The 12,757-nt window shown below is 62.6% G+C and carries 12 protein-coding genes; all 12 read right to left on the bottom strand.

Annotated elements, in window-relative coordinates; genetic code table 11:
- Positions 1-11: 11 nt before the first annotated feature.
- The 12 genes from JYP46_RS14685 to JYP46_RS14630 all read right to left on the bottom strand — a co-directional run bounded on the left by JYP46_RS14685 (position 12) and on the right by JYP46_RS14630 (position 12,757).
- Positions 12-1,064, bottom strand: a complete 1,053-nt coding sequence (locus tag JYP46_RS14685) for a dihydrodipicolinate synthase family protein (RefSeq protein ID WP_206548508.1) — start codon at positions 1,062-1,064, stop codon at positions 12-14.
- A gap of 16 nt (positions 1,065-1,080) precedes the next feature.
- Positions 1,081-1,803: a TetR/AcrR family transcriptional regulator gene (locus tag JYP46_RS14680; RefSeq protein WP_113156745.1), complete on the bottom strand. Its 723-nt coding sequence runs from the start codon at positions 1,801-1,803 to the stop codon at positions 1,081-1,083.
- On the bottom strand, positions 1,790-2,818 hold the full coding sequence (locus JYP46_RS14675; RefSeq protein WP_113157131.1) for an NAD-dependent epimerase/dehydratase family protein: 1,029 nt from the start codon (positions 2,816-2,818) through the stop codon (positions 1,790-1,792). The genes JYP46_RS14680 and JYP46_RS14675 overlap by 14 nt, the downstream gene beginning before the upstream one ends.
- Positions 2,819-2,822: 4 nt before the next feature.
- Positions 2,823-4,301: an enolase-like domain-containing protein gene (locus JYP46_RS14670; RefSeq protein ID WP_206548507.1), complete on the bottom strand. Its 1,479-nt coding sequence runs from the start codon at positions 4,299-4,301 to the stop codon at positions 2,823-2,825.
- Positions 4,298-5,137 (bottom strand): sugar phosphate isomerase/epimerase family protein, encoded by an 840-nt coding sequence (locus JYP46_RS14665; protein ID WP_206548506.1) that lies wholly within the window; start codon positions 5,135-5,137, stop codon positions 4,298-4,300. Before JYP46_RS14665 ends, JYP46_RS14670 begins: the two co-directional genes overlap by 4 nt.
- A 4-nt stretch (positions 5,138-5,141) precedes the next feature.
- A complete protein-coding gene (locus JYP46_RS14660) occupies positions 5,142-5,654 on the bottom strand; it encodes a tripartite tricarboxylate transporter TctB family protein (RefSeq protein WP_206548505.1) in 513 nt (170 codons plus the stop codon).
- On the bottom strand, positions 5,651-6,688 hold the full coding sequence (locus JYP46_RS14655; RefSeq protein ID WP_206548504.1) for a Gfo/Idh/MocA family protein: 1,038 nt from the start codon (positions 6,686-6,688) through the stop codon (positions 5,651-5,653). Before JYP46_RS14655 ends, JYP46_RS14660 begins: the two co-directional genes overlap by 4 nt.
- Positions 6,685-8,202: a tripartite tricarboxylate transporter permease gene (locus tag JYP46_RS14650; protein ID WP_222474148.1), complete on the bottom strand. Its 1,518-nt coding sequence runs from the start codon at positions 8,200-8,202 to the stop codon at positions 6,685-6,687. Before JYP46_RS14650 ends, JYP46_RS14655 begins: the two co-directional genes overlap by 4 nt.
- A gap of 125 nt (positions 8,203-8,327) precedes the next feature.
- Entirely contained in the window at positions 8,328-9,350 is a 1,023-nt protein-coding gene (locus JYP46_RS14645; protein ID WP_206548502.1) for a Bug family tripartite tricarboxylate transporter substrate binding protein, read from the bottom strand.
- 295 nt (positions 9,351-9,645) lie between these two features.
- Positions 9,646-10,467: a carbohydrate ABC transporter permease gene (locus JYP46_RS14640; RefSeq protein WP_113156739.1), complete on the bottom strand. Its 822-nt coding sequence runs from the start codon at positions 10,465-10,467 to the stop codon at positions 9,646-9,648.
- Positions 10,468-11,334, bottom strand: a complete 867-nt coding sequence (locus JYP46_RS14635) for a carbohydrate ABC transporter permease (protein ID WP_206548501.1) — start codon at positions 11,332-11,334, stop codon at positions 10,468-10,470.
- A 118-nt stretch (positions 11,335-11,452) separates the two neighbouring features.
- The gene (locus JYP46_RS14630; protein WP_222474147.1) at positions 11,453-12,757 is read right to left on the bottom strand and encodes an extracellular solute-binding protein; all 1,305 of its coding nucleotides are present in this window, start codon (positions 12,755-12,757) and stop codon (positions 11,453-11,455) included.

Below are 12,757 nucleotides of genomic sequence, written 5' to 3'. Positions count from 1 at the left end.
TTGCCAGATAGTCAGGCCGTCAGCCAGCGCTCCAGATTGGCGGCAACGAAGGCGTCGTCGTTGAGTTCGGGATAATCCCGGCAGATGCGCTCGAGCTCTTCCATCTGGCCGGGCCCCATGGTCTCGTCCGGATTGAGGCACCAGGTTCCTTCAAGCAGGCCCTGCCGACGCAGGACTTCGTGCAGGCAGGCAATGCAGCCGGCAAAATCGTTTGCCACGTCAAACAGAACGCCATTGGCGTCGGTGGTGCGGGCGTCGAACTCCAGCCACTCGCTGGCGCTCCTGCTGTCGGGGCGCTCATGGATATCTTCGAGCAACGCCACGGCCTTGCGCGTCCAGACCGACCAGTGCCCAAGAAGACCGCCCTTGATCCGCACGCTGACCGGCGCACCGTCGCGCATGAAGGTGAACTTCGTCATCAGATCGGAGACGATGTGATCGTCATTGCCGGTGTAGAGCGTGATGCGGTCTTCCGCGCGGGCGTCGATCACCGCGCGCACCACGTCGAGCGTGCGGTAGCGATTGAACGGCGCCATCTTGATCGCCACCACATTCTCGATCTCGGCGAAACGCCGCCAGAACGCGTAGGGCAGAGGCTGCCCGCCAACGGCGGTCTGCAAATAGAAGCCCACCACTGGAATGACATCGGCAACGGCGCGGCAATGGGCGATCAGTTCGTCAACGCTCGCATCGCGCATCGCCGCCAGACCGAGCAGCACGGCGTGATAGCCCTTGGAGCGTGCAAGCTCGGCCTCGCGCACGGCCTGTTCGGTCTTGCCGACCGCGCCGGCCACCATGAAGGGGGTGCTCGCATGAGCGTTCGCCTCTTCCGCCGCCAGCGAAAGAACCGGCTCCAGAAGACCATGATCGCGGATCTCGAACTGCGTGGTGTGAACGGCCACGGCAAGCCCGATGGAGCCCGCGTCGAGGTAGTAACGCGACAACGCACGCTGACGGCGTTCATCGAGCCGGCGGTCGGCATCAAGCGCCAGCGGATGCGCCGGGATCACGCCTCCCTTGCGCAGTGCGGCAAGCGGCGTTGCGGGAAGATCGCTGATTTTCATGTTGAAACTTTCGTTGTCAGGCCTTCGGCATGGAAGGCAGGTCCTGTCCGTCGGCTTCCGGGCGCAGATAACCCAGAATGACCTCGATCACGTGCTCGCGGCGCTGCGCGAGCACTTCGGACGTCTTCGGCAGGCCGAAGATCGCCGACAGTGTCGACCGGTTGGCAATGAAGAAGTAGCAGATACTTGCGATGGAGATGTAGAGCTGCACGGGATCGACGCCGGAGCGGAACTTGCCCTCGCCCTGCCCGCGCTCCAGGATCGTCTCGATCATCGCCACGAGCGGGCTGTTGAGGTCCCGCGCCTTGACCGAATGAGCCACATGCACGCCACCGTGCATGTTCTCATCATTGATGAGCGATATGAACTCCGGGTGCGCGCTCACATAGTCGAAAGAGAAACCGATAAGCTCCCGCATGGCAGCCACCGGCTCGCGGTGGGCCAGGTCGAGCTGACGCTCGGCGCTGCGGATGGCTTCGTAATTCCTCTCCAGAACCGTGCTGAACAGGGCCTCCTTGTTACCGAAATAGTGGTAAATCAGGGCCTTGTTACAGCGCGCACGCTTGGCGATCGCGTCGATGCGCGTCCCCTTCAGTCCTTTCTTCGCAAACTCCTTCGAGGCAGCGTTGAGAATGCGGGCGCGCGTCGCCGCTGCGTCGCGCGTCGCCTTCTGGCCCGTTCCGGACCCGTTTTTCTTCGCTGCCCCGGCGCCGGCCGTGGGCCGGTCAGTATTTTCCATCGCGCACCTCGAAATGGGTCGGCTTGCCAAGCGAGCGGCCGCCCTCTTTCATCCAATCTGCCGTCCACTCTATCAGCCGCGGCAGCGGGACGGAGGGATAGCCGAAGAGTTTCTGCTGCAGGCTCGTGTCAACGATCCATGCCCGCTCCTGCTCGGAACCTTCCAGAACCGGCTCCTTGCCGAAGAACTCGCCAAACTTCTGCGCGAGGCTGCGCACATTGACCAGTTCCGGACCCGAAAGGTTGAGCACAAAGGGCGGATTATCCGCGTATGCCAGCGACTGCAACGCAATGTCGTTTGCGTCGCCCTGCCAGATCACATTGCAATGGCCGCTGTCGATCTGCACGGGCTCGCCCTGCTGCACCGCATTGGCGACATCGTGCAGAACGCCATAACGCATGTCGATTGCGTAGGAGAGACGGATCAGCGCCACGCGCGTGCCATGCACGCTGGCGAAATGCTCGAACATGCGCTCGCGGCCCACGCAGGAATTGGCATATTCGCCCGGCGGGTCGAGCACCACATCTTCACGCGCGCCCTGCTCGGTGATCTTGACGAACGGATAAACGCAGGCCGTCGAGAAGGCGACGATGCGCGAGTCCTTGAACGCCTCGGCGACAATCGCAGGAACCTGAACATTCATGGCCCAGGTCAGGCCCTGATTGCCGCTGGAACCGAATTTGCGGCCAGCCATGAAAAGCACATTCTCCGTCTTTTCGAGGCTTTCCACCGCTTCGCGGTCGAGAAGATCGCATGAAACGGTCTCGATGCCCCAGCCTTCCAGCTTTTCTTTCAGCCCCGGCTCGGAGAAACGGGCGACGCCGATGACGCGCTTGTGGGGCGCGGCGCGCTTGGCCATGCGCGCAAGCGTCGGCCCCATCTTGCCGCCAACGCCAAGAATGGTGATGTCGCCATCCAGCTCGGCGAGGACGGAAACAAGGCGGTCGCTCGGCTGCGACAGCATGTCTTCGAGCTGGGCTTCATCCAGAACGGTGTCAGGCAGGGATCGGGTCATGGTCTCAGTCTCCTGTGCCGGCATGTCCGGCATCGCTTTTGTTGAGGCTATCGAAAGTCCAGTCGGCAGCGCGTGTGCGCTGACCGAGGTCGGGCAGGCAGGCGAACCCCATGCCGGGGACCTGCAATGAGGCAATGTCGAGCGCGCCGCCATTAATGGCGGTGACGATGGAAGAACCCTCGCGCCGATAAAGATCGGGATGGGCGGCCAGAGCGGCCTCCGCCTCACGGGCGGGCAAATGCTCAAGGCCATGGAAATAGTGGTGGCCGTTGCGCTCCACATGCGTGATGCCAAGCGCCGCCACGACCGCGAGATCGGCCTGAAGCGACACCACCGGCAGACAGGTGAGATCTTCCGCCGACTGGAAATAGACGCCCGGCCCCGCCTCGCGATTGCGCGTTTCGGCAATCATCGCGTTCAGCAGGGAGCGGATGACGCCCTTGCAGTTCTTGTGGCTCACACCGTGATAGCCAAGCGCAATCGCCTCATGATAGGCGCCCGTCCAGCCATCGGCCTCGTCGATCAGAAGTGGCTTTCCGATTGTCTTGAGAGCCCTGGGGTCCAGCGGCGCGGAAAGCGCGACCGAGCGTTCCAGCGGCTGCTCGATGAAAAGGATCGCATCATAGAAGCGATCAAGCGCCGGATTGCCGCGAATGGCGTCCATCAACGCGGCGAACTCCTCAAGCCGGCTGTATTGCTCATTGCCGTCGAGCGTCAGCGCGAATGCCCTGCCGGTCCGATCCATCAGCCCTGCGATGCGCTCCAGCCGCGCCATGTCCGATGTGGGATCACCGGAAATCTTGATCTTGAGATAGCTGAGATCGTCCTGCTCGATATAGTCTGCGAGCGTTTCGGGCAGACAGTCATCAAGCCGGTCAGCCGACGCGATGTCGCCAGCCTCAATCGGATCGACCAGACCGACCGTATGGCGCAGTCCGATGCGCTCCAGTGGCTTTTCGGGAAGGATCGAGGCCGGCGACATGCCCGCAAGCTCGGGAAAGACCGCGCCGCCATCAATGTCGAACGCATTGCCGCGCACCATGCCGAAGAAGCTCTGCCCGGTTGCCCTGCCCAGCGCATCGATGATGGCGCGCTCCACCATTGAGACGCCAAAGGAAGCGCCAAGCCTGTTGAAACCGGCTGCGACAGCGCGACGGTCGACTTCTTCATCAAGCTGCCGCCAGAGCGTGAACAGGGAGCCCTCCGGCAGGTTTCTGGCGACGGCGAGCGCTTCCTCGACCACCCAGAGGAGGTCTGCAACATTGTCGGCCGGCGTCTTTTCCGGCCGCTTGTCGAACCATTTGTAGGCGAGAAGGTCGGAGGCATAGCCCAGAACCGGCTTGCCATCGACGAAAACCTCAAGCTCAAGCGTCGCGCTGGCAGCGGCTTCCATGGTCACCACGCCGAAGCGGAACGGCATGCGCGCAAAGGCATTGGCAATGCCGATGCGGCCACCGATGACCTTGAGTTTGGTCGTGCTCATGAACACTCCTTCCGCATTTCCAAAAGTCCCCGGACATAGCCTGCGGCGAAGGCCGCAACACCCGGCCCATCGGGGTAGTAGTCGAACGGTTCCACGGCGATGACGCCGTCATAATCATGCCGGACGAGGCAATCGACGATTGGTGCAAACCGGTCTGCGCCAAGGCCCGGCCCGCGCTTGGAGCGGTCGTTGAAATGGATGTGGCGCACATGGCCGCCGGGCAGAAAGCGGTCCAGAACCGCTTCTGCGGGTTCGGCTTCGCCGCCCACCGCCGCATAGGTGTCGAACATGGTCGCAAAGCCGGGCGAGCCAATGGTTTCGACAAGCTTCACCGCTTCGGCAACCGTGTTGACGAAATCGTCCATTGAGGGTGCAAGCGGTTCGATGCAGTAAAGAACACCGGCATGCGCCGCCGCATCCGCTGCTGCAGCGAGATGTGCCATGGCGATGTCGCGCGCATGCTCGGGCGAAGCCGCGTCGCGCAACTGGCGCTGTCCGGGCGAACCGTGAACAAGAACGCTGCCGCCCAGATCGGCGCAAAGCTCGACCATCGCCAGCATGTGATCGCGGGTGCGCGCGGCCACAGCGGCATCGTCGCTCGTAAGGGAGAGCCCTTCCGGGGCGGTCAGAAGCCAGTGCAGGCCGGTGATTTCAAGTCCATGGTCGGCAGCCATCTGCCGCAGACGGCGACGCTCGGAGGCGGGAACGGAGGCAGGCTCAGCCGACAGGGTGAAGGGCGCCACCTCCAGCCCGTCATAACGGAGCGCGCTGGCCAGTCTGCACTGTTCCTCGAAAGAGAGGGCGCGCAGCACTTCATTGCACAGAGAAAGTTTCATCACGTCACCCCGGCAACCGAACGAGGAAGAGATCGGTGAAAACGAAGTCGATGGCGAACGCCGCAACTCCGGCCAGCACCAGACCACCGATCACGAGCTTCCAGATGGGCAGGCTTCGTTCGGTGTCGATCAGCTCCGCCCCCACCGTGAAGACGAAGATGAAAAGCGCCGTGGCCAGGATGAACGGCATGTGGCCGAACAGCAGCGTTCCATAAAGAAGCACCATCACGATGGTGAAGATCGTGCGGGCCGCACTGGCGCGGGTCCATTCCGTGATGCTTGGCCGCGCACCTTCAGCCAACACCCGGCCTGACATGCCGCGCAGCAGAAGCACGACGCCGAGAACGCAGAGAACCGCACTCAGAAGCCCCGGCGTGAGACCCGGCACGGTGAAAGGATCTGCGCCCCGCGCCTCAAAGCGCGGCATGCGAAGCGAGCCGACCAGTCCGGCAGCGCCCATCACCGCCACCACGATGCCGGAGATGAAATCGGTCCTGTTGATGGTGCGCATGCTCATGCTCCCTTCTCCAGTGCGATCTGCGGCAGCGGTTCCCGCACAAGCGCGCGGTCGATGGCTTCAAGAAGAGCGGCCATTTCCAGAGCGCCCTCATCGGCGGTGCACAGGGTCGGCCCGCCGCTTTCGATGGCGGATGCGAACAGATCGAAGCTCTTTGCCAGAAGAGATGACGGTGTAACCCCGATCACCTGTTCGCTGGTCATTGCGCCCGGTGAAACCTTCCAGCCCCCGGCCGACGGTGTGTAGGAAACCTGCGCCTGCGTGAGCGTATTGCGGTTGAAATCGATGACGATGTTGCCGGCATCGCCGATCAGCCGCAGCCGCTTTGTGGTCACCGCGCCCTGCATGAACCCGTCTTCCACCTCGCCACAGGCAAGGACGCCAAGCCGCAGATTGCCGGATATGCCTTCCTCGAAAGCAAGGTCGATGCGGATGTCATCGTCCTTTTCCGCGCCGAGCAGGCTTACCCCACGGGCCTCGACCGAGCGCACGGGAACGCCTGCCAGATGGCGCATGAGATCAAGGAAATGCACGCCGTCATTTTCGATGATGGTGGAATCGTCGCGCATGCGCTTCCATCCCGAGAAGTCGCCTTCGACCGCAAGCAGGCGGCCGATGGCCCTCGACGCGATGAGCGCCTTCGCCTTTTCGACGAGCGGATGACAGCGCAGGACGAAGCCGATCTGGACGGCGCAGCCTGAGGCATCAACCGCAGCCATCAGCTGCCGCGCCTCATCCAGCGACGTGACTGCCGGCTTCTCGATGAAAACGTGTTTGCCACGCGCGAGAGCCGCCAGAGCCACGGGCAGGTGCAAACGCGGCGGCGTGACGATGTCGACGAGATCGACCTGATCCAGATAGACGGACGGATCCTCCGCAACATACCCGAGGCCGAGGGCGCGCGCCCTTTCGCGGGCAGACGGATCGGGATCGCTGATGAACAGACGCGGGGCCGTCATGCTCTGCCGCCAGGCGGCGGCATGCTGCGCGCCGAACGCGCCAAAGCCGCAAAGGAGAACGTTTCGCACCGTCATTGTGCACCTCCCCGCGCGAACCGCGCACGGAAGGCGGCGACGCGGCGACGCACGGGCGGCAGGCTGAAAATGATGATGAGAAAGACCAGCGAAGCGATTACCGCGCTTATCGGGCGCGTTACGAAGGGCAGCGGATCGCCCTGCGTCAATGCGAGGCTGCGGCGCAGATTGTTGTCGAGGATCGGCCCAAGCACGACGCCGAGGATCATCGGCGCGACCGGGAAACCGGCCTCGCGCATCATGAAGCCGATCAGGCCGAAACCGATCATGACCCAGACATCGAAGATGCGGCCGGCAATGGCGAATGCGCCGACGGTGCACAGCACGAAGATGATGCCCATCAGCCATTCACGCCGCACGCGCAGGATGAGCAGCAGCGGCCGCGTGAGAAGCAGGCCGAGGAGCAGCATGGCGCAGCTTGCCCAGAAAACCATGGCGACAACCGAATAGAAGAAGTCGGCCTGCGTGATCATGATCAGCGGTCCCGGGCGCAGGCCATGGATGATCATGGCGGCGAGCAGAACAGCAGCCGGCGCGGAACCGGGAATGGCAAGGGTCAGAACCGGGATCAGCGCACCGGGCACGGCGGCGTTGTTGCCGGTCTCGGCGGCGAGCAGACCCTCGGTCGAGCCCTGCCCGTATTCTTCCTTGCGCTTGGAAGCGCGCTTTGCGGCAGCGTAGGAAACCCACGCGCCCATATCCTCGCCGACACCGGGAACAACGCCCATGAACGTGCCGATGAAGCCGGACCGCAGCCAGGTGCGCGCATGGCCGAAGGAGGAAAGCGCGGAGCGGAAGACGCCCGTCACCTTGCCGGCGACGGCGCGCGTCGCTTCCTGCCGCATGACGATGAAGACTTCCGTGCAGCCAAACGCGCCGACGAGTACCGGGAGAAGGCCGAAGCCGCCTTCAAGGTCACGAATGCCATAGGAGAAGCGGGCATAGGCATGGATGCTCTCCTGCCCGACCATGGCGACGAGCAGACCGAAGAAACCGGCGATCCAGCCTTTCAGCGCGTCATCCATGGCGGTGAGCTGGCCGCAAAGGACAATGCCGAAGACGGCAAGCCAGAAAAACTCGAAGGAGGTGAAATCAAGCGCGAATTCCGCAAGCCATGGGGCAACCAGCGCCAGTCCGACCATTCCCACGACCGACCCCAGAAAGGAGCCGGTGGTCGCAACGGCCATCGCCTCGCCTGCGCGCCCTTTCCGGGCAAGCGGGAAACCTTCCAGAGCGGAAGCCGCATTGGCCGGCGTGCCGGGAATATTGAGCAGAATGGCCGTGCGTCCGCCGCCATAGATCGCGCCGATGTAAACGCAGATCAGAACCAGGATCGCCGTGTTCTGCTCCATCGCGAAGGTCAGCGTGGTCACAAGGGCAACGCCCAGCGTGGCCGTGAGGCCCGGGATCATGCCAACGGTGATGCCGAGGAGCGTTGCCCAGAAAACAACGATGATCTGCGCGGAAAAACCGATCTCGGCGATCGCGCTCAGGAAATGAGTGAGTCCGTCCATGGCCATGCTTGTCGACAGGAGGGGGCAGCGCGGCCAGGAAGCTGGCAGCGGAAACCTTCCGGTTGCGTATAGGCGAAGCGTCAAGGCTCCCCCGCCTCACAGGAGGGGGAGCCGCAATTCCAGCCCTATTCGGGGCGCGGAATGCCGAATTTGCTCGGATCGTTCGGCGCAGCGCCGCTGTCGAACTGCTGCCAGGCATTGATCGAGAGGAAGGGCAGCGCGGTCTTCGCGGCTTCCTCGCCATGGGTCGCCTTGAACAGCGCACCGCGCTCGGCGGCGTGCTTCTTCATGACGTCGGAATTGGCGATCTTTTCCGCCCAGACCTTGTCCATGGCGTCGAGCACTTCCTTGGGCGCATCGGCAGGAATGTAGATGCCGAAGAAGTTCGGCGCGCTGGCAACCTCCGGCAGCCAGTCGGTGACCGGTGGAACCGTGCCATAGCCCTGAAGCTCAAGCGGTTGGTCGGCAATGACAGCGAGAGGACGCAGACGCCCGGCGCGGATCATGTCCACCTGCTCGGTCGCCGTCTGCGCGGTAAACTGCGTCTCGCCCGAAACCGTGGAGATTACGGCGGGGTTGCCGCCTTCATAGACGATCTGGCGGAACTTGATGCCGGGCGCGGCCTTCTCAAGCGCCTGCATGGAGATCGCCGTGGCGGAGGAAAGCCCGCCGGAAGAAACCGTGATCGGCTCGCTTCCCGACTTCATGGCTTCCAGAAGATCGCCGAAATCCTCCCACTCGCTGTCGGCGCGCACCGACACCAGACCCGGATTGGCCACGTGGAGGTAAAGACGCCACTGATCGAGGTTCGCGTCGAGCGTTCCGAAAACGGGATAGGCCCCAAGATCGGCAGCCGCGCCGGCGGCCATGGTCATGCCGTCATGCGGCGCTTCCCAGACGGCGCGTGTGCCAACGGAGCCCGATGCGCCGGGCTGATTGAGAATGACGAAGTTCTGGCCGAAAGCCTTGCTCAGCTCTCCCGCGACGACGCGGGTGACAGTATCGGTGGAGCCGCCAGCGGACCACGGGACGATGATCGTCACCGGTTCAGTGGGCTTCCACTCCTCGGCGAAAGCCGGAGCGGCAAGCAGCGCTGACGCTCCGAAAGCCGCAGAAATCAAGCGTGCGGCAAGTGTCTTGCTCTTCATTTTTGTTCCCCTAACTAACCAAACGGTTAGATAATTAGCGATGTCTTTTGGCTTTCTGTCAAGCGCTTTTGTCGCAGGCTGCCGAGACGCGCGCACCACATGTGCCGGCAAACGAATGCAAACCCGCCCGCAATGGCCCGCGGCTGGGGCCGAAGACAGCCCCCTGCCCCGCTCTGGAAAAAATGCGTGATGAAGCAGCCCCCCACGCCTCGGCGAGAGAGCGGCAAGACAGACAAGACGGCGTGTCCCGGCTATTGATGGCGCATCGGAACGAGCGGAACTTCTAGCCCGTTCTCTAGCCCTTAACGGCGCCTGCCATCATCGTTCCGCTGATCTTGCGGTACATGACCAGTCCGAGAAGCATGGGCGGCAATGCGCCGACCATCATAACGGCTGCGGCCACACCCCATTGCACACCGCCGCCGGAAGCGGCGAAGAAGAACGATGCGCCAACCGTGACGGGCACAGCCTTCGAGGTCGTCAGCATCAGGCCGAACAGGAACTCGTTCCACGCGGTGATGAAGCCGAAGATCATGCTGGTCACGATTGCCGGGCGGATGACGGGCGCAATGATCTTCACCAGAATGCCCGGCCGGCTCACGCCGTCGATCATGGCCGCTTCATCGAGTTCGAAAGGCACATCCGATATGGCGTTGACGAGAATGATCAGCACCAGCGGGATGTTGACGATGGTCATCACAAGGCCGAGGCCGAACCGCGTGTCGAGCAGCCCCATAAACTGGAACATCATGTAGATGGGGATCGCGAAGATCACCAGCGGCACCGCCCGCAGATTGACGATCAGCGGCAGCAGCGTTTTCTCGCCGAAACGGCCGCGCACGATTGCATAGGCCGCCGGCAGCGCCAGAAGAACGGCCAGAAGCGTGCCCATCGCGGCAATGGCGAAGCTGTTGGCAAGATAGAGGAAAATGTTCAGCCGGTCCGAGACCGTGAGCACCGTCACATAGTTCTCAAGCGTCGGCGCATTGATCCAGAGACCCGGATTGGTCGAGATCTCACGCGCGCTCTTGAACGAGGTCACAAGCGTGACGATGAGCGGAAAGTTCATTGCAAAGGCGGCAAGGGCGAACACGGCCCAGCGGATCGCGTTGAGCATCTATCGTCTCCTGCGCCGGGCAAAGCGGTTGAGGCCGTAAAGCACCATGAACGATGCCACAAAAAGGACGACCGAAGCCGCGACCGCCTTGCCGATGGCAGCCTGCTTGAAGAAGGCTTCGTAAATGTAGATCGACAGCGAAGTGGTGGAGCCGCCGGCCCCACTGCCGGTCAGCACGTAGACATTGTCGAAAACCCGGAAGCCATCGATGAAACGGATCAGAAGCGCCGCCGCCAGTGTGGGCAACATCAGCGGAAGCTCGATGCGCCAGAAACGGGCAAACCCGGTCGCACCATCGATTGCAGCGGCTTCCCGAAGCTCCTCCGGAATTGCCTGATAGGCCATGTGGAACAGCAGGAAGGCGAATGGCGTCCACTGCAGCGTCTCGACCACGATCAGCGTCCAGAAAGCCGAATTGGGACCGAGAAAGGACGGGCTGTTTCCAAACCAGGCCCAGAGGTAATGTGGCACGGGGCCGGCGAACTCGTGCAGAACGAGGCGATACATCAACCCCATCAAGGCCGGAGCCACCATGAGCGGCAGCATGAGAATGGCAATCGGCCAGCTGCGGTTCTTGAAAAGCGGGGCCAGAAAAACAGCCAGCCCAAGCCCGATCAGACATTCCAGAACAGCGGTCAGCAGGCCGAAGCGCAGGGAAAACCAGTTGGCGCGCCAGAACGCCTCATCGGTGAGAACAGCGACGAAATTGCCGAAACCGGAAATCTGCGGATTGCGCAGCGTTTCGAAGCTGATTTCGGAAACCGAGTAGATCAGATTGACGATGGCCGGAAAGCCGAGACAGACCAGCAGAAACGCCACCAGCGGCGTGGCAAGCAGCGTCCATTCGGTGCGATGGGTCGTTTCCATGGTGCTTCTTGGTCTGTGATCCAGATCGGTTTGGTGGTCGGCGCTGCCCCTCATCCGCCTGCCGGCGCCTTCTCCCCGCACACGGGGAGAAGGGGAGGATGAGGGGCCGACGCCAGCTTTACTTCAGGAGATCCGCCATGCCCTTCTCGACATTGGAAAGTGCGGTATCGAGGTCCTGCTGGCCCGACCAGTAGCCCGTAAACTCCTTTGCCTGCAGCTCGTAGATGGCAAGCGCATTTGCGGATGCGCCACCGTTCATCACGTAGCCATAGGCACCGGCATATTCGCCAAGCTGCACCAGATCCGGACGCTCTTCCGCCACTGCTGCGACAGCCTCGGCCGAGAGAGCCGGCGCACCGCCCGCACGGGCGTAGATGAGGGCTGCCTCTTCGGTGGAGAGCCATTTCAGGAAGGCTTTCGCACCGTCCTTGTTGCCGGCGCTCTTGTTGAGGCCAAGACCGAGACCATGGATATGCGTGGCCCGGCTTTCAGGCCCGGCGGGTGGAGCGATGGTGGCGGTCGCGTCACCCACTGCGGGTGATTTTTCCGCATTGGTGAGATCGGCGGCAGCCGCGTTCCACTGCACCATGGCGGCCACCTGCCCCGCCGCATAGGCGGCATTGGCTTCGGCAAACTCGTAGGAAAGCGAGTCGCGCGGCGTCGCTCCGGCGTCGTAGAGCATCTTGTAGAGCTCAAGCCCCTCGCGGAATGCATCCGAATTGACCGTGATGTTGCCTTCGGCATCCATCCAGTCACCACCATGGGAACGCGCGGTCGACTGCCACACCATGATGTTGAACAGCAGGTTCTTCATCTGCAGAACGGTGCCGTAGCGGGTCGGGCTGTCCGGGTTCACCGCCTTGGTGAAATAAAGCGCGGTGGCCGCATAATCGTCCCAGGTCCAGTCATCGGGGTTCTTGGGTTCGAGCGCCTGGCCGAGATGTTCCTTGCTGATTTCCGCGTAACGCGCTTTGGCGCTGTCATCGCTCATCAGCGCGTCGATCAGATCCTTGCGGTAATACATGAAATGCAGCGAAAGATCGGTCGGCACGCCATACTGCTTGCCGTCGAACTGCATGGTCGAAAGAACGGCGTCGCCATAAAGCGCCTGCGCCCCGTCGGACAGTTCCACCGGCTCCATGAACGGCGCATAGCGGCCGATCGAATAGGTGGCGAGCAGGTTCAGATCGAACGCATCGGACCCTGCAGCGAGATCTGCCTGCAGCTTGTCCCAGAAGCCGTCGCGGTTGAAGAACAGGAGTTCGACCTTGTTCTCATCGCTGACATCGTCCCTGGCGTTATAGGCTTCGGCTGCGGCGCGCAGCGCCGTTTCTTCAGGGCCACCCGGCCAGCCGAGCACGGTGACCTCCGCGCTTGCCACGCCGGCCCACAGGCCCGCAGCAAAAACACTTCCTGCCAACAT

The sequence above is a fragment of the Nitratireductor aquimarinus genome (assembly GCF_017255295.1).
Taxonomy (GTDB): domain Bacteria; phylum Pseudomonadota; class Alphaproteobacteria; order Rhizobiales; family Rhizobiaceae; genus Nitratireductor; species Nitratireductor aquimarinus.
The sequence above is the reverse complement of the archived record's forward strand: the minus strand, read 5'-3'. Positions and strand labels throughout refer to the sequence as shown.